The 21233-nt window shown below is 65.5% G+C and carries 20 protein-coding genes and 1 tRNA gene; 7 read left to right on the top strand and 14 right to left on the bottom strand.

The window, feature by feature from the left end:
* The first annotated feature begins 98 nt into the window (after nt 1-98).
* A complete protein-coding gene (locus ACWFRF_RS25305) occupies nt 99-1244 on the top strand; it encodes a DUF2254 family protein (protein WP_452452569.1) in 1146 nt (381 codons plus the stop codon).
* On the opposite strand, the gene ACWFRF_RS25300 is transcribed toward ACWFRF_RS25305, so the two are convergent.
* The 9 genes from ACWFRF_RS25300 to ACWFRF_RS25260 all read right to left on the bottom strand — a co-directional run bounded on the left by ACWFRF_RS25300 (nt 1239) and on the right by ACWFRF_RS25260 (nt 12063).
* Complete coding sequence (locus ACWFRF_RS25300; protein ID WP_452452567.1) at nt 1239-2564, bottom strand: diacylglycerol/lipid kinase family protein; 1326 nt, start codon at nt 2562-2564, stop codon at nt 1239-1241. The genes ACWFRF_RS25305 and ACWFRF_RS25300 overlap by 6 nt on opposite strands.
* A gap of 9 nt (nt 2565-2573) precedes the next feature.
* Nucleotides 2574-2951 carry an amphi-Trp domain-containing protein gene (locus ACWFRF_RS25295; RefSeq protein WP_378993956.1) on the bottom strand — a complete coding sequence of 126 codons (378 nt, stop codon included), beginning with the start codon at nt 2949-2951 and terminating at the stop codon, nt 2574-2576.
* Between the two features lie 117 nt (nt 2952-3068).
* The gene (locus ACWFRF_RS25290) at nt 3069-4697 is read right to left on the bottom strand and encodes a serine/threonine-protein kinase (protein ID WP_452452565.1); all 1629 of its coding nucleotides are present in this window, start codon (nt 4695-4697) and stop codon (nt 3069-3071) included.
* Between the two features lie 91 nt (nt 4698-4788).
* On the bottom strand, nt 4789-5676 hold the full coding sequence (locus ACWFRF_RS25285) for a DUF4231 domain-containing protein (RefSeq protein ID WP_452452564.1): 888 nt from the start codon (nt 5674-5676) through the stop codon (nt 4789-4791).
* A gap of 3 nt (nt 5677-5679) precedes the next feature.
* Complete coding sequence (locus ACWFRF_RS25280; protein WP_452452562.1) at nt 5680-9891, bottom strand: nSTAND1 domain-containing NTPase; 4212 nt, start codon at nt 9889-9891, stop codon at nt 5680-5682.
* Nucleotides 9892-9896: 5 nt separating this feature from the next.
* Entirely contained in the window at nt 9897-11051 is a 1155-nt protein-coding gene (locus tag ACWFRF_RS25275) for a S8 family peptidase (RefSeq protein ID WP_378993948.1), read from the bottom strand.
* A gap of 13 nt (nt 11052-11064) precedes the next feature.
* Nucleotides 11065-11379 (bottom strand): hypothetical protein, encoded by a 315-nt coding sequence (locus ACWFRF_RS25270; protein WP_379313464.1) that lies wholly within the window; start codon nt 11377-11379, stop codon nt 11065-11067.
* A 176-nt stretch (nt 11380-11555) separates the two neighbouring features.
* Nucleotides 11556-11711, bottom strand: coding sequence for a hypothetical protein (locus ACWFRF_RS25265; RefSeq protein ID WP_379313463.1), 156 nt, complete (start codon nt 11709-11711; stop codon nt 11556-11558).
* A gap of 106 nt (nt 11712-11817) precedes the next feature.
* Nucleotides 11818-12063, bottom strand: coding sequence for a hypothetical protein (locus ACWFRF_RS25260; protein WP_056821808.1), 246 nt, complete (start codon nt 12061-12063; stop codon nt 11818-11820).
* Nucleotides 12064-12274: 211 nt separating this feature from the next.
* Here ACWFRF_RS25260 and ACWFRF_RS25255 point away from each other — a divergent pair.
* A tRNA-Asn gene (locus ACWFRF_RS25255) sits at nt 12275-12347 on the top strand.
* Between the two features lie 79 nt (nt 12348-12426).
* On the opposite strand, the gene ACWFRF_RS25250 is transcribed toward ACWFRF_RS25255, so the two are convergent.
* Nucleotides 12427-13641 (bottom strand): tyrosine-type recombinase/integrase, encoded by a 1215-nt coding sequence (locus ACWFRF_RS25250; protein WP_379318231.1) that lies wholly within the window; start codon nt 13639-13641, stop codon nt 12427-12429.
* 102 nt (nt 13642-13743) lie between these two features.
* Nucleotides 13744-13959 carry a helix-turn-helix domain-containing protein gene (locus tag ACWFRF_RS25245; protein ID WP_452452559.1) on the bottom strand — a complete coding sequence of 72 codons (216 nt, stop codon included), beginning with the start codon at nt 13957-13959 and terminating at the stop codon, nt 13744-13746.
* Nucleotides 13960-14691: 732 nt separating this feature from the next.
* On the opposite strand from ACWFRF_RS25245, the gene ACWFRF_RS25240 reads away from it, so the two are divergent.
* From ACWFRF_RS25240 to ACWFRF_RS25225, 4 genes are all read left to right on the top strand, one after another.
* Nucleotides 14692-15822, top strand: a complete 1131-nt coding sequence (locus ACWFRF_RS25240) for a hypothetical protein (protein ID WP_379315513.1) — start codon at nt 14692-14694, stop codon at nt 15820-15822.
* Entirely contained in the window at nt 15806-16444 is a 639-nt protein-coding gene (locus tag ACWFRF_RS25235) for a hypothetical protein (RefSeq protein WP_379315515.1), read from the top strand. The genes ACWFRF_RS25240 and ACWFRF_RS25235 overlap by 17 nt, the downstream gene beginning before the upstream one ends.
* Nucleotides 16441-16878, top strand: a complete 438-nt coding sequence (locus ACWFRF_RS25230) for a hypothetical protein (protein WP_364582456.1) — start codon at nt 16441-16443, stop codon at nt 16876-16878. The genes ACWFRF_RS25235 and ACWFRF_RS25230 overlap by 4 nt, the downstream gene beginning before the upstream one ends.
* Before the next feature lie 187 nt (nt 16879-17065).
* Entirely contained in the window at nt 17066-17410 is a 345-nt protein-coding gene (locus ACWFRF_RS25225; RefSeq protein ID WP_452452557.1) for a histone-like nucleoid-structuring protein Lsr2, read from the top strand.
* A gap of 276 nt (nt 17411-17686) precedes the next feature.
* On the opposite strand, the gene ACWFRF_RS25220 is transcribed toward ACWFRF_RS25225, so the two are convergent.
* From ACWFRF_RS25220 to ACWFRF_RS25210, 3 genes are all read right to left on the bottom strand, one after another.
* Nucleotides 17687-18577: a hypothetical protein gene (locus tag ACWFRF_RS25220; RefSeq protein ID WP_452452555.1), complete on the bottom strand. Its 891-nt coding sequence runs from the start codon at nt 18575-18577 to the stop codon at nt 17687-17689.
* A complete protein-coding gene (locus tag ACWFRF_RS25215) occupies nt 18574-19038 on the bottom strand; it encodes a hypothetical protein (protein ID WP_452452553.1) in 465 nt (154 codons plus the stop codon). The genes ACWFRF_RS25220 and ACWFRF_RS25215 overlap by 4 nt, the downstream gene beginning before the upstream one ends.
* A 202-nt stretch (nt 19039-19240) precedes the next feature.
* Entirely contained in the window at nt 19241-19990 is a 750-nt protein-coding gene (locus ACWFRF_RS25210; protein WP_452452551.1) for a GntR family transcriptional regulator, read from the bottom strand.
* A gap of 71 nt (nt 19991-20061) precedes the next feature.
* On the opposite strand from ACWFRF_RS25210, the gene ACWFRF_RS25205 reads away from it, so the two are divergent.
* Nucleotides 20062-21153: a DUF1152 domain-containing protein gene (locus ACWFRF_RS25205; RefSeq protein WP_452452549.1), complete on the top strand. Its 1092-nt coding sequence runs from the start codon at nt 20062-20064 to the stop codon at nt 21151-21153.
* Nucleotides 21154-21233: the final 80 nt, after the last annotated feature.

Genomic DNA, 21233 nt, shown 5'->3' with positions numbered 1-21233 from the left:
CCCCCTCTCGCCCCGCCACCGACGCACCGGGCCACTGTCGCGAGGAGTCATCCTTTTCGGGTGAGCCGAGCTCACGGCCGATGTGTGACCATCGGCGAATGCCCGCCCGGACAGCACGCCCACGCCGCCTGCGAGCCGGTCTGGCCCAGCTCGCCTTCATGCTCGCCGGGCTCGGCGCGGGCCTGGCCGCCCCGAAGATCGCCTGGGGACCACGCGCGCCGAGCGCCCCGGTGACCGACGCGCTGCTCTCGATCGGAATCGGCCTGCTCGGTGCGGTGGCCTTGATCTTCTCGCTGCTTTTCCTGGTGGTGCAATGGGTGATGTCCACGTTCACGCCACGGTTGATGCTGTTCCGCGACGACCCCTTCATCTGGCGGACCTTCGGGTTCGCCCTCGGGTTGGTCGTGTTCTGTGTGACCGCGGCCCTCGCCATCGGCAGAAGTCCCGAGGTTTCGGCGGTCGTGCCGGTCCTCGCGATGCTGGCGCTGTTCGTGCTGCTCGTGCTGTTGCGGGCATTGCTGTTGCGGGCCTTCGCCGCCATTCAGTTGGTGCCCGCGCTCAGTACGATCGCCGATCACGGGCGGACGGTGCTCACCGCCCTGTACGCCGCACCCCGCCTCGACTCGCCACAGCTGCCGCCCGTGCGGACGACGGTTGTCTGGAAGCAGCCGCCCGCAGTGCTGCAACGGGTCGAGACGGCCGACCTGATCGACGCCGCGACGGCCGCGAACGTGACCATCGTCTTACGTGAGAATCCTGGCGCCACACTGCATCACGGCTGTCACGTGGCAGATGTGCACGGCGGCGAACTGCCGGAAGACGCTGTGCTGGGCGGTCTCGTCGTCGGCACCGAACGAACCTTCGAGCAGGACCCGCTGCTCGCGCTTCGGCTGCTGGCCGATATCGCGCTGCGCGCGTTGTCCAGCGCGGTGAACGATCCGGCGACAGCCGTACAGGCCATCGACGAGTTGGAGGATCTTCTCGGATGGGTGGCCGAGACACGTCTCGAACCGCTGCGGGTCACCGACAACGCCGGTGTCGACAGGCTGGTCGTTCATCTGCCGGGATGGGAGGAATTCGTCCGGACCGGGGTCGACGACATCGCCTTCGCCGCCCGCTCACCGATGGTCGTCACAGGTCTGCGAGACTCCCTGCGTCGAGTACGCGACCGGGCGACCCCCGAGCATGTCGAACTGCTCGACAGGTGGCTGGCCCGGCTCGACGACCAGCTGGCCCAGCTATGAGCTCGGACGAGCCCAGCGCGCCGTCTGCCACAGTCGTACCCAGTCGAAGGCCGCGGCGGCGGGACGAACCCCCGGTCTGGTTCTGGGTACCAGCACGCGCAGCGCCCCCGGCTGGATGGTGCACCGGACGGGTGTAGCGAGCAACAGGGATTCGCCGTCTATGCCTGCCGGGATCTCGGGGGCGTCGGCGTCGACGATCAACTCGATCGCTGTCTCCTGCGACAGGCCGCGAAGACGGGTTCGGCGCAGCAGACCGACCGCTTCCCTGGTGCTGGTGACCGACAGCGTGACCGCGCCGAGAACACCGCGATCGAGGCGAATACGACGGCTCAGGCCCGCTAGATCATTGCTGCCGTACGGGTTGTTGCTCACCAGGATCGCCTGTGGTCCCGCCACCGCCATCGCACCGATCCGGGCGACCAGTTTCGGGCCGCTGTGTCCAGTGAGCAGGTCGGGAAGCAGCGCCAGCACCGTCGCGGTCTTGTCGTCGCGATATTCCGGACTGCGCACGATCTCCGCGTAGACCCCGAACGAGGCGTTGTTGACGAAGGGCCGTCCGTTCACGGTGCCCAGATCGACGCGCAACTCCACACCGTCGCGCAGGGCGTCGAGTGACCGGGTGGGATCCGCGCGATCGAGCCCGAGATCCATGGCGAAGTGATTGCGGGTGCCGGCGCTGATCACCAGGAACGGCAGATCGTGTTCGACCGCCACAGCCGCGACGAGGGCCTGGGTCCCGTCGCCGCCGGCGACCCCGAGCAGATCGGCGCCCTCCGCGACTGCCTGGTGAGCCAGTGCGGTGACGTCGATTTCCTCGGGTCCTTCGAGCAACGCCACGCGGGCACCGAGTTCTTCGGCTTTGCGCACCAGGTCGAACTTCGTCACCTTCCCGCCACCGGAGCGCGGATTCATGATCAGGAAGGGGCGCTGCGGAGGTGGGACCGGAAATTCGGGCATCTTCGCGTCCGAACCGCTGCCGCGCAGGGCGGCGCGGGCGGCGCCGAGGGTCACCAGCGCGAGCGCACCCCACACCAGGACCACCCACAGCAGATTCGCCCGCACGAATGACACCACCACGACGACCGGCGCGAGCAGCGCCACCCCCAGTGCGATCCACCGCAGGATGCCGAACCGGGTGATGAACGAGTAGAGCGCCGCCACAGCGACCACGACGCCGCCGGTGCCGACGATCAGCAACGCCAACGCGCCGAACACCCCGGCGGCGAGCACGGGCACCACCACAGCCGCGGCAGCGGCGACGAACGCCAGTCGCGCCCACCAGCGTCGAGCGCGGCTACCGGCGGTGTCCGGCGAGTTCATGGAGGCGGTTCACTTGGCGGTGGTCTTGCGCGACCGGGGACGGCGCACCGCCTTGGCCGGTGCCGGTTTCGACGCCGATTTCGTGGCCGGTCTCGGTTTCGGCGCCGGTTTCGGAGCCGGGGCCGGGGCCGGTTTCGCGTCGGACCTCGTCTCGGCGGCGGGATCGTCGTGCCACTTGATCTCGATTTCGATTTCGGTCTCGTCGCCGTCGACTTCGATCTCGAATTCCCACTGGAGGCGGTCGGCGACGACGATCTCGATCGAGTCGTCACCGGTCTTCAGTTCCACTTCGGAGCCGTGGGCGAGGGCCCGTCCGATCATGATGAGCCGCTCGCCTACCTCTGTGCGGGAGAGCTCTGTTTTCCTCTTGATCTCCAACTTCGGCACGGCAACTCCTGACTGGATTCAGCGTGGACGTTCCTCCACCGTAGCCACGGCGGCGAGCTGGACGGATCACCCTTTTCGGATGAGCTGCACCTGCCGCCGGGCTTTCGAAACCCCAGCTCAGCCTGCACGGTCCAGGCGGGAGATGCAGTAGCCGTTCGCGGCGTGCTCGAGGGTGAGCTCGACCGCTGATGTCGCACCGTCCGCACTGCTCACCGGCGCGTTGATGGTGACGACGGTGCCTGTCGAGCTACGGACCGTGAGTGCCTTGTCCTCGAATCGCCGCACCCCGGACAGGGCGGTGCCCGGCTGGGTGCCGTTGCACAGCAGTGGGTAGTCCGGTTCCACGTCGGCCGGGTTCACGGGGTCGCCGACCACCCGGCTCAGATAGCGCTCGACGGTGTAGCGAGCCTGCTCCTCGGTGAGCCCGGTCGACGATCGGTCACTGACGATCGGGCAGCCGTACACGGACCGTAACTCGCTGGGGCGCAGGCTGACCTGTAGCGCGTTGTTCTGCCAATACGGTCCGAACTGGCCCAGGCTGCCGGGTCGGCGCACCGCATCGGCGATCTGCTCGACATCGCCGTACATCCCGGGGATCTCGGCGGGCGACTGGGTCCAGCACTTGCGGATCAGGGCGCTCATGTCACCGGCGAGGACATCGTCGAGCCAGGGGCGCAGGACCGCCGCCGCCTTCGGGCTGTTCGGGACGGCGCCGATCCGCGCGGTCTGCGTCGTGGCAGGCGCGTCCGAAGCACCCCTGTTCGCGGCGGTCAGCACGGCGAACGCGGTCACCGCGGCCACCACCGCCGCGCCACCGACACCGAGCAGGACTTTCCTGGTCAGCGACCTGCCAGGAGCCTGCGGCGTATCCCGCTGCAGCACAGCGGTCTCCCCCACCACCGGCGCGCCGGTGAGAGCCGAAATCGCCGCGTCGGCGAGCTCACCGCAGCTGGCGTATCGGTCGTCCGGATTCTTCGCCATCGCCCGCGCGATCACCCCGTCCAGGGCAGGCGGCAGCCCCGGATGTCCGGCCGACGGACGCGGCGGCGGCTCGATCAGATGCGCGCTGATCAACGCCGCCGGACTCTCCCGCTGGAACGGCACGAACCCGGTGAGCAGCTCGTAGAGGGTGCCGCCGAGGGCGTACACGTCGGTGCGCACATCCAGCGGTTGCCCCTCGAGCTGTTCGGGCGCCGCGTACGCGAGCGTGCCGAGCACCGATCCCGCGGAGGTGAGACTCGTCGTCTCCCCCATGCTCCGAGCGATCCCGAAGTCGGTGACCATCACCTCGTCGGTGCCGTCGTCGGCACGGGCGATCAGCAGGTTCGCCGGTTTGATGTCGCGATGCAGCAAGCCTTGCCGATGCGCGTAGTCCAGTCCCTTCGCCGCCTCGGCGACAATGCGTACCGCCCGCTGGGGCGTGAGCACCGACAGCCCCTGGCGCAGCAGCTGTGCCGCGTCGAGCCCGTCCACGAACTGCATCGCGATCCACAACCGATCGCCGTCGACGCCCCGATCGAAGATCTGCACGACATTCGGATGACGCAGCCGCGCGGCCAGATCGGCCTCACGCTCGAATCGGGCCCGAAACGTCGGCTCCACCGCGAGCCGCCCATCGAGCACCTTCACGGCGTCGCGGCGCGGCAGCCGAGGATGCTGGGCCAGATACACCGTCCCCATTCCCCCGCCACCGAGCCTGCGCTCGATGCGGTATCCCGCAAGGATCGCCTCCGGCCCGAACTCCATCACCACTCCTTCGCACGACCACCCACGTGACTGCGCTCAGGTTATCCGGCACGGGCCACCCCTGCCGCAACTCGGATTCGGCTGCACGGGTTCAGGTCTCCGCGCGCTCGCCCCATTTCGCCATCCAGCTCGCGTTCTCAAGCGAGATGGTGTTCTCGCAGTCCGTGACGAATTCCGCCCACGGCACCCGATCGGTGGGTGATCCGTCGGCGCGCCACCGATCGAGCCGCCGTCGCAGGCGATCCGCGGTGGCGAGATAGGTCATCACCAGGAAGTCGTACCGCTTGCCCGCGAGGTAGGCCAGCAACGATCCGCTCAGCGTGGTCATGACCGCGACCCACGGAGCGATCCGGCCCGACGATTCCGCGCCGACGCCGGTGTTGATCGCGGCGACGATCGTGGCCGCGAGGCCGAGTCCGACGGCCGCGCGGCGCAACCTGGTCGCGCGGGCGCCGTAGCAGCGGGCCGTCGGCAGGTAGTAGTCATCGATCTGGGCCCGTACCCGATCGCGGACGTACTCGTCGGGCCGCATCGATCGCGGCGCCTGGACGGCGTCGTCGCCGGGCGCGAGCAGCGGCAGCAGGTCCTCGGCGGCGTGCTCGATGCCCTCGATCTCGGTCAGCAATCGCTCGGTCTGTTGCGCGTCGCCGATGGCGCGGAAGGTGAGAATTCTCTGCTTGATGCCTTCGGAGACGGCCCGTGCCCGGGTCCAGCGGCGGGTCGATTCCGCGGTGAGGTACTGGGCGGTGAGGAACGTCGCCACCGCCAGCGCCACCGCACCCGACAGCGCCACGACGCGGGTCGTGGTGCCGGCCGAGCGCAGGATCGTCGTGGTCGAGGCCGTGGCGATCGCACCCCAGCTGCCGAGGAACAGGACGGTGAGCCGCACTCGATCCAACCGGCGCTTCATCCGGGTAGCGGTGGCCGACCAGCGAGTTCGGCGCTGCCAGAGAGTGTTCAGGAGATCGTCGTCGGACATCGGCTACTCCTCCTCGCCGGCGATCGGAAGTCCCGGGCACAGCTCGATGTAGCCGATCTCCGAGGAGACCCGGCCCCGCCACATCTCCCGGCTCATGTTGTGCGTCATCTTGGCGCACAGTTGCTCGGGCGAGGCGGTCGGCACGGGCCACATCCGGATGGTCTCGTCGATGCTCGCCGAGATGATCCCCGAACCGTCGGGCAGGAAATCGACAGCGGTGACGAGAGCGCCGTGACCGACCAGGGCCGGTCCGATCTGGCGGTGCGTTCCCACATCCCACAGCCGCAACACGTTGTCGGTACCGACGGTGACCAGTGTGCGGCCGTCCCGAGAGAATTGGACTCTGGTGGCGGGGCCGTCCTGCACCATGGGTTCGCCGATTTCCCGGCCGGTATCGGTGTTCCAGATGCGAATCGTCTTGTCTTCGTAACCGACGGCGAGCAGTCGGCCGTCCGGGCTGAAGCTGGTGCTCTTGACCCACCCGTCCCCGACCATCGGGTCGCCGACCGGATTGCCGGTGTCGGCGTCCCACAACCGGACCGCGTAGTCGGTGGCGCCGGTGGCGACGCGCCGTCCGGCGTCGTCGATCGACACCATCTGCACGAAACCGTCGTCGTGGCGCAGTTCCGGTCCGACCGGCCGCATACTCGCCATGTCTCGAATCTGTGCCTTTCCGTCGCCGGCGATCACGATCCTGCGCCGACCAGGGTCGTGTACGAAAACAGCCGTTTCGGGCGGCAGCGGGATCGGCGGCCCGACCGCAGCGCCCGATGCGGCATCCCAGAACCGAATTTCGGTCCAGGTGAGGGATTCGGGGCTGAACCCGGCGGCCTCCAGCTGCGTGCCTTCTGCTGTGTACTCCGCGAGCTGGAAAAGGCCGTCGTCGCCGCGGATCAAGGGACCGACCTGCGCACCGGTGCCGGTATCCCACTGCCGAATGGTGCCGTCCGCACCGCCGGAGACGATATGCCTGCCGTCCGGGCTCACGTCCGCGCCCAGCACTCTCGCGCCGTGGTGGATGGTTCGCCCGCCACCCACATCCCACTCACGGACGGTGGAATCCATACTGCCGGAGAGGATTCGACCGGAGTCGGGATGGAAGGCGACACTGGACACCACCAGCTCGTGTCCCTCCAGTGGCTCTCCGATGGGCCTGCCCGTCGCGGCATCCCACAGCCGGATCGTCTTGTCATCGCCTGCCGAAGCGATCTGCGTGCTGTCGCCGCTGTAGACGACTTGTTCTACCGCGGCGGTGTGCCCGCGAAGCGGCTCCCCGATCGGGCGGCGGGTCCTGGTATCCCATTGCTGGAGATCGAATCCCGCGACCACCAGCCGGTCGCCATTGCGGTCGAAGGCAAGGCTGTTCACCGCGCTGCCGGTGTGCGCGGTCAGCGGATCCCCCGAGGGCCGTTGGGACCGAGCGTCCCACAGTTGGACGGTGCCGCCGACGTCACCCGAGGCGATCAACCCGTTCTCGCCGAACGCCACCGAGGTCACCGGCGTGGTGTGCCCGGTCATCTCGCCGATCTGCTGATGCGTCCCGGCATCCCAGAGCCGGACGGATTCATCCAAGCTCGCCGACACGATGTGGTGGCCGTCCGGGCTGAACGCGACGCCGACGACCACACCGGTGTGGCCGCGCATTTCGGCCCCGATCTGCTTCTGGGACTCGACATCCCAGAGCCGAACAGTTCGATCTCGACCTGCGGACACCAGCCGGGCACCGTCCGGACTGAACGCGATGCGAGTGACTTCGGACGCGTGACCTGACAGCAGAGCGCCGATCGGGGTCCAGGTTGCGGCATCGAGGAGCTGGATCGCGTTCCCACGCGTGGCAGCGATCTGTTTCCCATTCGGGCTATAGGTGACGCTGGAGACGTCGGCCTCGTCCATGTCGGCGATCTTGCGGATTTTGCCCTGCTGGTGGATCGCGTTGAGCAGGGCGAACTCCCGCCCGGTCCCCTCGCCGAGACGGTACGCGGCGATAGCCATCTGCATACCCAGGATGTCGTCGCTCTTTCCCGGCCACCGGCCCGAGAGCATGAGCTGCGAGTTCGCCGACAATGCCAGTGCTGTCGCGCGACGGCTCTCGGCGACGGCACGTTCTTGCGCCCGATCCGCGCGCACCCACAGCAAACCCGCGACCAGCGCGGCCACCATGGTCACCGCCAGCGCCGCCCGCAGAATCCGCGACCGCCGGTGCAACGCCCTGGCGCTGCGCTGCGCGTCCTCCTTCGCCCGGCTCTCCGTGGCCGCCAACGTTTCCGCCGCCTGCTGGCGTTCCCTGGCGGCCCGCAGCTCGTCCTCCCGGTGCCGACGTTCCTCGGCGATGCGCTCGTCCTCGGCCTGCCGTGAGGCCAGCAGCAATCCCCGGGCAGGGTTGAGCCGCTCGCGGAATCCTGGTGCGGTGGCCAGTGATTCGGCATCGGTGAGCCGTGACCCCGACAGCAGCCATTCCTCGCGCCGCCCGTTCTGCTCCCACGCCTGCGCGGCCCGCTCGAGGTTGTCGGCGGCTTCCAGCTCGCCGGCCTGCACCCGCAGCCAGTCGGCGAGGGTATCCCATTGGCGCAGCAGGCTTTCCAACGCGACCTCGACGACAACGGCGCCGTCTCGCTCGTCTTTGACCAACAGCCTGCGTGCGACGAACTCCTCGAGCAGCGGATGGCTCTCCGGCGGCAGATCGAACCAGCGGGCCGGGCGGCGCATCGGCTGGTCGTTGCCGGAATTGATCGTCGCCAGCCACGGCACGAAGGCCCGCCGCAGGATCGCCAACTGCCCGGCCCGGACCTCGGGATCGGCGTCGAGGAGCTCGTCGACCTCCCGCTGTACCACCCGCCGCAATCCACCGAGGGATTCGTAGTGCGCGAGGGTGATCTCCCCGTCCCCGTAGTCCCGGTACAGCCGGGCGAGGGTGAGCGAGAGCAGCGGCAGGGTGTCGGCGCCGCGGGACCAGTCGTCGAGCAGACGTTCCACCAGGTCCGGGGCGAACGACAACTCCGCGCCGGCTTCTCTCGCCCGCCGCGCGGGCCCGACGATCACCTCCTTGAACTGGGCCTGCGGCATCGGTTTCAGATCGTCGAACGGGCGCACCGCGACCGACGCCAGCATGGGTGCGGTCTGGAGCGGTTCGTAGCGGTCCGAGCGGATAGTGGCGACCGCGATCATCGCGATCCCACGCTCGCGGTCGAGCAGCCCGCCGAGGAGAGTGAGCAGCACGCCTGCCTGCTCCCCCGCCTCGGGGCCGAACAGCTCCTCGGCCTGGTCGATCGGCAGAATCAGCGTCGGCGCCGGGTCGTCGCCGGAGTCCACAACGCGATCGCGCGCGGCCTGCTGTGCTTCGATCAGCCAGGCCCGCACCTGTTCGATGTCGCGGACACCGTCCTCGATCTCGGTGAGGCAGGGCCGGCGCAGCCCGACGCCGACGCGCAACGCGTGAATCGACCGCGCGAATCCGGCATCGCCGGTGAGCGCCCTGCGGTGCGGCCGCACGATGTCCATGGTGCGGAAGTGGCGGTCGTCGCGGGCCAGCCGAGGCAGCAACCCGGCGCGCACGAACGACGACTTGCCGACGCCGGAGGGACCGAGGACGACGAACAGGTGGCCACCACCGAGGCCACGCAGGCCGCGCACGGTGTCCATCGCTCGCCCGATCTGCGCGTCGCGACCGAAATATACTGCGGCATCGACAGATTCGAGCGGTTCCCACCCGCGGTACGGTGCGCGTCCCGGGTCGCCGGGCGGTGGCCAGCCGAAGGTGTCGGCGCCGATACCGGCCGCCCGCAGACCGTGACGTAGTCGCTGCAACCCTTCGGTCAGGAACTCGACCTTCTCCCCGTCCACCAGGATCGTGGTCTTCGGTCCGTCCCCGAACAGGTCGCAGCGCTGCCACTCGCTGGTCATGTCGCGCCCGGTCAGCGGTTCGAGCCGGACCGTGAAGATCGGCTTGTTCAGGGACTCGGCATGGCGGTATTCGACCTTGCACTCATGAGAACTGTCCCAGTTGTCCGACAGCAGACAGATGACCGCCTCGCAGCGGTCGCCTGCCCGGCGCAACGCGTCCTTCCAGCGCACGCCTGCCGGAATCCCGGTGTCCGGGTCGAGATCGAGGAAGATCTCGCCCGCCAGACCGGGTTCCGCCTCGATCAGCCAGACCCGCAGTGCGACCGCTTCGCGGCTGTCCCGGCTCGAATGGCTGAGGAACAGCCTGGCCTTCATGGCAGTTACACCCGCGAACGGTCGATACCCGCTTCGACCAGCGCCGAGCGCGCCACGTCCTTCGCGCAGGCGGTGAGCGCGCCGAACGCGCTGATCCGGCTGAACGTCTGTCCGGTGTGGACGACGTTGTCGTTTTCGTCGTCGCCGTCCACGATCGGCACAGCACCCGCCAGCAGCCATGTGCGAACATCGGCGACCGACGGCATCGTCCCGGCCACCCGCAGATGGAATTGCTGAATCAGCAGCACGATGCCGGCGACCACGGGCGTGGCCTGACTGGTGCCGTGCTGGATCGACTCGCCGCTGTCGTTGCGGATCCCCGACGAGGTCGTCGGGGCGCCGGGCGCGAAGATGTCGGTCGCGCAGGCGCCACCCACACTCGAGTGCAAGCGCTGCGAGAACGGTGTGATCCGATCCGGAGCCGTCGAGAGGGCGGTCGCCCCGGAGCCGTAGCTGAACGAGCCCTCGTCGGCGTCGTAGACCGCGCCGACACTGATCGTCTGGCGGAAGATCGCCGGGTAGCTCATGCCTTGGCCACTGTTGTGGGCGAAGTAGTCGTTACCCGCCGCGACACAGCAGGCGACGCCGGCGTCGGTGAGTTTCCGCATCACCTCGCCGATGCCGTCGCCCGCGAAATCCGCGTCCGAGGTGTTGTTGTCCGATGCGCCGAGCGACATACACACGGCGGAGATACCCAGCGATGCCCGATTGGCCAGCACCCAGTGCAGTGCGTCACGGATCGCCTCGAAGCTCCCGCCGCCGGAGTTGCCGAGGACCTTGACGGGCACGATATTCGCGCGCGGCGCCATCCCGGTGTGCACCCCGCCGGCACAGATGATCCCCGCGACGTTGGTGCCGTGACCCTGTCCGTCGCTCGGATCGGTGGGCGAACCATTGTTGTCGGCCGTGAAGTTGCGGCCTGCCCGAACCCGGCCCGCGAAATCGACGTGGGTGGTGCGGAGCCCGGTATCGAGGACGGCGACCGTCATGCCGGATCCGTCGACGTTGAACTTGGCGCGCGCCTCCGCCGCGCGCACCAGCAGATCCACCTCGAGCAGTTCGGGCATCACCGTCAGGTCGGTCTGCAACGGCTTCTCCACGGGGACAACGAACTCGTAGGCGACGTCGGCTACCGATTCGGCAGAGATGGTGTCGGACATGATGATTCCTTTCCTACAGAGCCGAGTACGCGACGATGAAGTCGCAGACGTCGCGGGTCATCCGCCGTCCGAAGCTGGGCTTGCTGTTGTCGCCGATCGCGCCGGCGGCACCGCGCAGCACGCCCACGACATAGGGCCATCCGTCGGTGCCGTACACGTAGAGACAGCGCGGTGTAAGACGATGTGCGCCGTTCACCTCCGCCCGGAGCAGCTCGACGAACGAAGTGGTCGGCGCGGGGTACACCGAGTTCGGTGAGACCTTCGCGTCGCCGATCAGAGTCAGTGGGCGGCCTTTGGGCGATGTCAGCGTGGTGATTGCGGTAGACATCCGTACTCCTCGACACTCGCGCGGCGCAGATGTCCCAAACGCCGACGTCAGCCGCAGATTTTCAGGCTGATCTGAACGTACGAGGATGTGTCCGAACCCACACGAGTACCCGGCTACCCCAATTTCCACGCAGGTACTACCCGCACCGAACTACCGGGGAGCGAGAGCGAGCACTGCTAGCTCTGGTCCGGGTCTTCGACCGCGGCCAGGAAGGTCGGCAGATGGTTGCCGGGGACCGGCTCGGCGGCCTCCGCACTCGCGTCGCCGAGATGCTGGGCGCTGAACAACGACACCGGTGCGGCGCCGGCGGCGTTCAGATGCGGATCGGTCATGGGGTCCCCCGTATATCGGTGTGACTGAGGTGGAATTTCGCGGAGCCTGCGCGTCAGGAGGATTCGACGGTTGGACGCTCGTCCGCGCGCGCCGACAGAACTCGGTTCAGCGACGCAGCTGGTTGTGTGGAATCAAGACCGTGGTGCGCTCGTCGATCGGCTCCATCGGCTCGAGCTTCGGCTGCGTGCTCAACTTGTCCGACAGCTTCTGCCGGCTCACTGACACCAGCTTCCTCGTCACCGGACTACCCGCGACCGCTCGCGAGGCCGCAGTGATCTGTTCGTAGCGTGCCCGACCGGCCTTCGTGCCCAGCACATAACCGGCCGCCACGCCGATGATCAACCGCAGCATCTCCTGGAGCTCCTCCCACGTCTGTGTGCGGGCTCCATCCTGCCCCAGCCGCCCCACCCCTGTCGATCCGGCCACCGTTCGACAGCACATCGTTATACGCCGCATGTCCGCAGGTAGCGCCCCGATTTGGGTTCCCGCGACACGATGCGCTAAAGTTTCATCTCGGTCAGCCCGCCAAGGCAGACCACCTGAGTCTAACCACCCAGGACAATCCCCTATAGCTCAATTGGCAGAGCAGCCGACTGTTAATCGGCAGGTTTCTGGTTCGAGTCCAGATGGGGGAGCATCTACCAGGGCAAACGTCATCGTTTGACCCTGGTTTTTGACTATTCTGACCCCTCACTACACGAAAACAACATCTTTTCACCCTTTCAGTCGCTCCAAAGTGGCGGTGAAGTCGGGTGCCTGCGTCGGTTGATCGATGTAGTGGCGGCGGGTCACACTATCGCCCGAGTGGCCGAGTTGGCGGGCCGCGTCCTCCGGACTGTGCACGGTCGCGATCATCGTGGCGACAGTCTTGCGGAAGGTCTTGGCGGTGATCCAGGCGAACTTGTCTCCCCTCGCCTGCTTCCAGAGCCGGTTGAAATTGTTCGGGTCCCAGATACCGCCGTCGCGGTTCGGGAAGACCAAATCCAGCTCGCTGGGACTGGCTTCCGCTTGCACGCGGCGCAAGGTCTCGACGACGAACGGCGGGATCAATACGGTCCGATAGCCCGAGTCGGATTTCGTTCGTGGCTGACGGATCAGACCTTTGCCCTTGATACGAACGATGGTGCCGGAGAAGGCGATCCGCGGTGGCGTGGCCTTGAGATCGACATCGGACCAAATCAACGCCAACGCTTCTCCTGGACGTGGGCCGGTCCCGAGTTCGACGTCGACAACATCGAGCACTCGTTGGTTGCGTTTGGGTCCGTAGGTGTATCCGGGCGACCCGTCGAGTGGGGCGCCGTTAACCCACTCGTCGAGGTGCTGACGCAACTCGTAGAGAACCTCGATATCGGCGGCGCGCGGTTTGGTGCGCTTGCGGGGCAGGTCCGCCACCTCACGGACAGGGTTTCGGTCTATCGCGTCGTGACGAACCGCCATGCCCATCATTTCGGACAGGATGACGCGCTGGCGCCGCGCCTTCTCCCGATGACCGTCGAGCGCGATGCGCTTGATGTGGGCATCAAGTCGCGATGTCGAGGCTTCCCAGACACGTAGCCCGCCCAACGCGGATTTAATCTTGATCGCGTCGGGTTTGGCCCGTTTGTCGGTCGAGACGTCGATCTCGCGACGGTAGAGGTCGAGCGACTGGGGCGTGATGCCGTCCTGGACGGCCTTCTCGGCGAGCCACAGGTCAGCAAGTTCGGTCAGCGTTGTGTCGCGGGTGATGAGCTTGCCGCGCGAGTTCGTACGTTCAGCCAGTGCGCGGCGGAGTGCGTTCTCCGCTTGGCCCTTGGTGGCACCGAAGCGGTCGACGGGTCGGCTGATGCCGTCCTCATCGCGGTGGCGCGTCGTTGCTCGCCAGCTGCCATTGCGCTGCCGGGTGGATTTGACCTTGCCGTAGGTGCCGATGGGAAGTGCTTGGCGCGGCATCGAGTTGTCCCCCTTTCAACGAAAGTTCGGACACGGCAGAGGACAAGCCGAATGGGGCACCCCCGTCTGGAGAGGTGTGCTCGTGGGCGCGGTAGATGGCCGTCAGGCAGAAGTGTTCGGTGGCTGCTCGCACCGAGCGGCCTCGAGTTGCGCCTGCTCCCACCGCTGGACATCACGAAGCAAGTAGCGGCGGTACCGGCCGATCTTGGCGAATCGTGGTCCGCGATTGGCAGATGCCCACGTGGCCAGTGTTTTGGGCGGGATCTTGAGCCTCGCAGCGACCTCGTCGGTGGTCAGCCAGATCTCTTCGCTGGTCATTGGACCGCACCTCGTGCCTGTCCGTTCGGACTGGCGCGGCGCGGCCGGGATCGGCACGGCATCCCAGGTGGGTAGCCCGCAGAGTACAGACAGTGGGCAGGCTTGCGCGAGCCTTGCTGTTGATCGTTGTTCATCGGGCAACTTTCAGTTAGGCCCGATCAGCGGCTCTTCCACCTCAATGGAACCTCAAAAGATGAGATTTCGCCACAGTGATTCGTGGCGACGGCTCACATCCCGATGTTCGCCGTGATCGAAGGTGCCACCGCGACATACTCTCAGCGCCTCTGGCGATGCGGCTTCATCCACCGACGCTCACGATCGTCAGCCATACGGAATGGCTACACAGACGTCCGTCCGGAACTGCCTTGCCGATAATCTGGGCTCCGCGAATCTTGTTCCCCCGTACAAAGGGCGGCACCTGGGAGACCTGCTGCCATCCTCCTGCCGTCTCGTGTCCACCGACTGACGACACCCGCCTCTCCGCCCACGAGATCCGAATCCACCTCGACGATCTCGACCAGCACGAGGTCCTCTAAGGAATCGCCTGTTGAAAACGCCTACGAATCCGAGCAATGCTGCTCGAGGGCGAGTCCCGCTCGTCGAATTATGACGGTCTCACCACGCGGATGCTCTCCGCAACAACATGTTCGGCGGGTAGTCGCCGCCTAGCACGCATTGATCATCCGACTATCGGCATCGCTACACTGCTACCGTTGCGCCGAGGGGGAACGTATGAACGACTTCACCGTGCAGGTGGCCAGTCTCGATGGATTCGGGTTGGACCTGCAAGACCTGGGAACCAACTTCTCGTCCAACGCATCGCGCTTGCTGTCGGAAGTATCGCTGCCCAGCGGAACGTCCGGGCTGCTCGCCTCACTGACATCGTCGTTCGAGAACCTTCAGAGCACGTTGACCACGTCATACCAACAGGATCTGACCAACATCTCTTCGTATGGCACCAGCCTTTCCAGTGCTTCACGCCAGTTCGAAGGAACCGACGACGCATCCGCACAAGCGATCTCGACTATCTCCACGAGCACGACGAACGATCTAGCGATCAGCGGGTCGTCCGGCGGAGCGGGCGGAGTCACCCGATTCGCGGGTCTGCAGTTGCCGACGCTTCCTGCGATCGAGGACGGCCAGTTCACTGTCCGCAAGGTGGTCGATTCAGCGATCGAGCTGATCACCCACTTCGACGATCCGCTGAGCCGGGCGATCGGCATCAAGCCCGCAGCCGAGTACCTCGTACCGCTGGCCTCGGACTGGGAAACGTTGGAGACACTGGGGAGCCGGATTCGACAGCTCGGCATCAACGACTTCGTGGCGTCGGAGAACCTATCGAGCGGCCTCCGGTGGCTGCAAGGCAGCTGGTCCGGAAACACTGCGGAGTCCTTCGCGACTAGCGCGAGTGCCCTCGGACAGGCCATCTCCATGCGAAGTTCCGACTTGGATGTCGTCGGACAGATCCTCACCAACGGTGGCGCTTGCCTGCAACGCTTGGTGTACAACCAGGCGATGGGCTGGAGCAGCGGGCTGTCCCAGTCGATGAGTTTCCTCGGCTTCACCCTGCCGCTCGGAGCGTGGGCCCAACTCATCGACCGACCGATGAGCGATTCCAACAAATCTCAGATCGTCTCGGCGGTCGATGCGTTGAGATCGGCGGCTGACGCGCGACGAGACGCGATCACGTCCATGATCGGAAAGTTGACCCAAGCGCTCGATTACACGCCGGGGCGCACACTTCCTACCTTCTCCGCGAATGAATACGAGGTGCCCGACAAAGTGGTCGTCGATTTTGGTGCGTCCCGGTACGGGTTCGGGAACAACGTGTGGTGGGAGAGCAGCATTGCATCGCCCGCCTGACCGCCCGCTGCCAGCCGACCGTGCCGTATTCGGCTCGAAGACCGGCGCTCTGGACAAGGCAGAAGCCGCTGCCAACAGCGTCGATGCGGCAGCGGTCCAGTCCTGGTTCGACGTTATGGGCTACGACTTCGCCGAAGACCTCATGAGCATATTTCTGGGCAACAATGATTCCGGCTTCGAAAATGAGATCAGCTCAGCGCAATTCGAGAGAACTATCGCCAGCAGCAGTGCAAGGCAGAAGATCGCCGAGGGCCTCGACGAGATCAGGGAGCAAGCCCGCCAGGACCCCCAGATCGGCGTCACCCTCGAGCTGACGTCGCAATGGCTGGGCGCGGAGGAGACAGAGGGCGACCTGTTCTACGCGCTCGGTCACTACGACGTGGCAGTCGGAAGCGACACCACCGTCACCGAGGTGGATGGCGGCCTGCAGGCAGAGATTATCTACAAGGTCTACGTCTACGACTTCTACAACTTCGACAAGCTGCAGAGAGAAGCGCTCAGCCTCAATATCGGGACCGATATCAACAACGAGATGCGCCAGCTCGAGGAGGCTGGATGGGCACGCAGCTTTCGTTCCCGAGGTGAAGCGACAAGGCTACTACGATGGATCGGAAAGCTGTGAGGCACGCCATCACCCGAGTCCTCGGGCTCTGCGTATCCGTCTGCGCCACCACGATCGCCTTGAGCGGGTGCTCACAGGAAGCAGAAGGCCTGCGCAATATGTCCGAGTGCTCAGGTGTCATCTTCCCGGAGGGATCGAACACAGTCTGGTTCGACCGCGACGGCGGCTTCAATACATGGACCTCTGTAGCGGTGGTTGACATACCCCGCAGCTCGGTCGACGAGTTCAAACAGCGCTCCGGCTTCGCCCCGTTCGCCCCGGGTGTTCCATCGTCGTGGAAGTCGTACTGGGACGCGACAGGCATGGTCGATGCGCTGGCGAACAACGCCGTCAACGAACATTCGGCGAAAGACGACAAGGAACCTCGGCGGTACGTAGTCATCCATGACAGCGGCGGCGAGACGCGAAGGCTCTTCGTCCGCGCGAACTGCTGAGCAGAATGCCAGTGCCAAGCGGTGTCGACACAAGCGCAGATCGAGGCGCTGACGGGCCCCGGGACTGCCCGGCGCACGCCGAACCTCTCGTCAAGCCGAACAGCATTACGATTGCCGACGACCGCGCTCAACCAGTTCGGGCGACGCGCACGCAATTCCTCGTACACAACGAACAGGACGTATAGCGATGGCGCGCAATGTTGTTGTCACCCTTATCGACGACTACGACGGCGCCTCCGTCGCCGAAGATACCGTCGCCTTCGAAATCGATGGTGCTGCTTACGAAATCGACCTGTCCGAGGCCAACGCAGCCAAGCTGCGTGAATCATTCGACCAGTGGCTGCCTTACGCCCGACGGATCGGTCGGGCGAAGATCTCCGGTCGCCGAACGGCCGTGACAGCGGGTCCGTCCGCTCGCCGTGACGATCTCGCCGCCATTCGCGCCTGGGCAAAAGAGAATGGACACACGGTTTCGAGCCGCGGCAGGATCTCCGCCGAGGTCGTCGCGGCCTACGACGCAGCAGCGGTGTAAGCGCAAGAGCGGTGACCAGGCCTTCCCGCCGCGATCGAGATGAGCTCGGTCTTGCGCACGATGGAAGTATCGTTTCGCGTCTACGCCAGAGCTCGCAAAATGTGGCGTTGACAGGCAAACTTCACCTGCGACCGATGTCGCTGACATGGTCATTCCCCCGCATCCGGCTTGTGTCCGATCCATGCGAGCGGGTGAACGCAGCGGTCCAATGCCCACCACGGAGACACCAAACGAGCACAGCCAGACAAGGCGCGACAGGGAAAGCCAACTCCCACATCAGCGCCTCACCAAACCAGGAATCGAGACCTCGAAACGCGTCAATGTCCCTCCACCGGAGAGAATTTGACGGTGCACTTTCACTCCCGAGGCGCGGACCGGACGTAGGGCGGCATCCAAGGTTGCGTCGCCGTGCTCGTGAGTTTCGACCACCTCGACGAGCAAGACACCCAAGTCCACAGGTCGAATCAGCCGCACCACCAACTGCTCGCCGAGCATGTCGACGTCACCACTCCACCTTTGCTCGGCCGGTCCGACGATCGCCACCATCAGCTCGTCGATCGCGTCCGCCAACCTCCCGAGCCCACATCGAGCCAGGCATTCCTCGCAGTACAAACGCGCCAGGTGCAGTGCAGCACAGAACGGACTGACCCGGAATTCACCTAGCAGTCCAGTCGGCGGCCCACTAGGAACACGTTGACCCCCCACCCACGGCTGCTCGGGGTTCCGGACCGCAGGATCCACCCAGACGATCCGTGCGTGCAAGTTCGCCGAAAGATGTTGCAGAATAGTTGTTTCTGGCACTTCGAGGCCGGCGAGGTGATGCAGCGAAGGGACCAGAACGATTCCGCCACCGGTCGCTTCGAGTGCTCTGATCAGTTGCCACAGCGCAGGAGCAGGCGTCGGATAGGTAGGCAATCGGTCGTAGTCGTAGCCGTGCTCCCGCGCAAGGTCACGCACCTGTTGGACAACGTTCGCGTCGATACGCTGATTCAGAAACTCGCCCAGCGACCACAGCAAGCGAATCGGTGACTCGAACTCGATGAATGTCCGCCCGGTGGGGTCATCGCAGCCGTAGAGCGACGCAACCTCGGCAAGCCAAGTTTCAACGGTTCGAATTCTGTTCCGCACCAACGGTCGTCGGTAATAGGCGAAGACGGGCGCGTTCACCGGCCGGCTCCGAGGATCGCTCCGAGCACCGTCAACATCGGGAGTAGGTCCCCGCTGGTGGGCGGCGATTGCCATCGTCGGTAACCAGACTGCTCGTCGCTAGGCGATGGCAAGACCACCCAGCCCGTATCGACCGCGATGTTGCAGAGCAGCAGCGTTTGGCTGAGAGGTTCGATGTCGGGATGAGGGCCGGGCTTTGTCAGGAAAGTCATTCTCGACGACCGAGGATGGACGATGACCAGACCAGCAGCCAGCTGCAGGGTTGCCGCCTTACACAGCACTGCTGGGGCGATGACCGCGCCGAGTCGACCGTCGAGGCAGTGAACGATAATTCGTTCGGTTCCAGGCACGATCACCGCCGGGAGCCCTAGCTCCTGCCTGTAGTGCAGGCAGCGGGCCTCTGTTGTTTCGATCGCCGGGATCCGCATCAATTGCGGACGTCGACGTGATGCGAGCTGCATCCTCATCACCTCTGGTGTCGTCTACTGGACGTTCCGTCGAGCCGTCCATCCGGTAGCCGGTTCGCGTCAGGCATGCGCGTTGCCACCTGACTCCTCCCACCGGCGTACGGAAGAACTACGCAACTGGACTATGCCACTAAATCATGTAGTGGCATAGTCCAGTTCGTCTACGCCGGAAAGATTCCGGCAGATTGGCCCAGAGTCAAACGGTGATCGGGTAGTCCTGGCGGAACGCCCAACGCTCTTGCGGATAGACAGCTTCATCGAACTCCACCGGTACGCCGTCGGAGTCGAAGACCACGAGCCAATAGACCAGCACGGCAGCCGGATTCGGCAGATCGAGCGCCAGCCGCTCTTCCTCATCAGCCAACCGCGCAGACACCTGGTCACGAGCAAAGGCGCCACTCAAGCCGAGCAGCTCAACGAGATAGGGAACGGTGCCACCGCGAAGCCGCTCGGCCAACAGCAATTTCGGTGCAGCGTCAGCCGTGGCGGCCGGGAACCAGCTCGTCGACAGCTCAGTTGGGCCGGACGTCTCGTTCCTGATCACGCGCTGTCGCTTCACAACAAGGTCACCTTCGGCGATGTCCAATTGAGTGGCGACGTAGGCGGGCGACTCCACGATGCCGACGAACGGGAACGCAACACGCTCGGCATCGGAGTACATCGTGCCCATCGTCGCGGCCCGCTCATACCGCTCACGCGCACGCGGCGCCGCAGGACTCACATCCCGAACGAACGTGCCAGAACCCCGGCGTGCCTCAACAAAACCCTGCTGTCGCAACGCCTGCAACGCTTTCGTCGCAGTCGGCCGAGCCACCCGCCATGCCGCCGCCAACTCACGCTCGGACGGAACTTCGGCACCGGGTGGGAGGTCGCCGCGTACGATCTGATCGCGCAGGTACCCAGCGATCTGCAGGTACTTGGGCAAGACCTCTTCGATTTCGGGCAACCCGCATCCTTCGTTGAGTACCATATGCCACTAGCCAGTGTACGGGTTACAGATAGGTCGACCACGCAACAATGACGGCAATCGCGATCGCCGCAGGCGGAGGCGGCGACGCGGTCACCGCGGCCGTGCTCGCCCAGAAGATGCCGCACCTGCAGATCGCGGCGATCATGAGTTACTCCTGGGACCGGCTGATCATCGATCCGACACCGGGTCCTCGAAACATTGCAGACTTCGACGGCCTGGTCGATCACGGCGGAGTCTACGAAGTCGTTCACACCGCAGGTCTACGCACGGGTGGGCAGTCCACGCTCCCTCGACTTACCCAACATATCGACCTGCCGATTCTGCTCATGGACATCGCCGCAGGCGCAACAGGACTCGCCCACCAAATCAGGAACGCTGCCGCCGCGTTCGATGCCGCGGAACTGATCGTTGTCGATGTCGGCGGCGATATCGTGGCGGCCGGCCACGAGCGGGGCCTACGGAGTCCGTTGGCAGACTCGGTTGCCCTGGCCGCAGCGGTGATGTCCGGCCTCCCATCCCAGGTCCTGGTCGCGGGAGTCGGACTTGACGGTGAGCTTTCCATCAGCGAGGTCTGCGCCCGACTAACACACCTCAGCGCACAAGACGTCGCGGTTCTGACGCCTACGGACGTCGTTGAGTTCGAACCCATCTGGTCCTGGCATCCTTCAGAAGCGAACGGACTGCTCACCTCAGCCGCCCACGGCTGGCGCGGCACAGTAGAAACTCAACGGAACAGCGTCGTTCAACTCGTAGACGCCGTCACACACATCTATCAGGTCAGCGCCGAAACTCTCGCGGAGAACTCGCTGGCAGCACTCGTCATGCCCGCTACCACGCTGGTGGAGGTCGAGGAGTTGCTACGAAACCACCGCGGCTACAGCGACATAGACATCGAACGCAACCGTCATACGAACCGCTTTGCCGCGCGGACGCACCGCCCAGAAGTGCTTGCCGAAATCGACCGATACGCAGTAGATGCGGCACATCGTGGCATCGATGCTCTGACTGTCCGCAGGGTCATCGAGCTCGCTGAAGCGACCGACTTACCCGCGTCCGAGTCGCTGCGCGAACTACTTTCGCGTGAGCGGCCTGACAGATTTCAGCCGCCTCTCTACACGGTCCGCCTCGATGGCGATTGAGCAATTTCGTCGTTGTCGCCCGCCGACCCCTCGGACGGTCAATACCAGGACAGTTATGGCATCAACCCGACCTACACATG

The organism is Nocardia sp. NPDC055165 (genome assembly GCF_053606985.1).
Note: the sequence above shows the minus strand (reverse complement) of the source record. Positions and strands in the feature narration are given on the sequence as shown.

What these genes read in the sequence shown, in the direction of transcription:
- ACWFRF_RS25285 (WP_452452564.1), bottom strand. Translation starts at nt 5,676, where the DNA reads ATGTCCGACGACGATCTCCTGAACACTCTCTGGCAGCGCCGAACTCGC.
- ACWFRF_RS25265 (WP_379313463.1), bottom strand. Translation starts at nt 11,711, where the DNA reads ATGACCGATCCGCATCTGAACGCCGCCGGCGCCGCACCGGTGTCGTTG.
- ACWFRF_RS25300 (WP_452452567.1), bottom strand. Translation starts at nt 2,564, where the DNA reads ATGAACTCGCCGGACACCGCCGGTAGCCGCGCTCGACGCTGGTGGGCG.
- ACWFRF_RS25205 (WP_452452549.1), top strand. Translation starts at nt 20,062, where the DNA reads ATGACGGCAATCGCGATCGCCGCAGGCGGAGGCGGCGACGCGGTCACC.
- ACWFRF_RS25280 (WP_452452562.1), bottom strand. Translation starts at nt 9,891, where the DNA reads ATGAAGGCCAGGCTGTTCCTCAGCCATTCGAGCCGGGACAGCCGCGAA.
- ACWFRF_RS25225 (WP_452452557.1), top strand. Translation starts at nt 17,066, where the DNA reads ATGGCGCGCAATGTTGTTGTCACCCTTATCGACGACTACGACGGCGCC.
- ACWFRF_RS25275 (WP_378993948.1), bottom strand. Translation starts at nt 11,051, where the DNA reads ATGTCCGACACCATCTCTGCCGAATCGGTAGCCGACGTCGCCTACGAG.
- ACWFRF_RS25260 (WP_056821808.1), bottom strand. Translation starts at nt 12,063, where the DNA reads ATGCTGCGGTTGATCATCGGCGTGGCGGCCGGTTATGTGCTGGGCACG.
- ACWFRF_RS25305 (WP_452452569.1), top strand. Translation starts at nt 99, where the DNA reads ATGCCCGCCCGGACAGCACGCCCACGCCGCCTGCGAGCCGGTCTGGCC.
- ACWFRF_RS25290 (WP_452452565.1), bottom strand. Translation starts at nt 4,697, where the DNA reads ATGGAGTTCGGGCCGGAGGCGATCCTTGCGGGATACCGCATCGAGCGC.
- ACWFRF_RS25245 (WP_452452559.1), bottom strand. Translation starts at nt 13,959, where the DNA reads ATGACCAGCGAAGAGATCTGGCTGACCACCGACGAGGTCGCTGCGAGG.
- ACWFRF_RS25270 (WP_379313464.1), bottom strand. Translation starts at nt 11,379, where the DNA reads ATGTCTACCGCAATCACCACGCTGACATCGCCCAAAGGCCGCCCACTG.
- ACWFRF_RS25250 (WP_379318231.1), bottom strand. Translation starts at nt 13,641, where the DNA reads ATGCCGCGCCAAGCACTTCCCATCGGCACCTACGGCAAGGTCAAATCC.
- ACWFRF_RS25215 (WP_452452553.1), bottom strand. Translation starts at nt 19,038, where the DNA reads ATGCAGCTCGCATCACGTCGACGTCCGCAATTGATGCGGATCCCGGCG.
- ACWFRF_RS25240 (WP_379315513.1), top strand. Translation starts at nt 14,692, where the DNA reads ATGAACGACTTCACCGTGCAGGTGGCCAGTCTCGATGGATTCGGGTTG.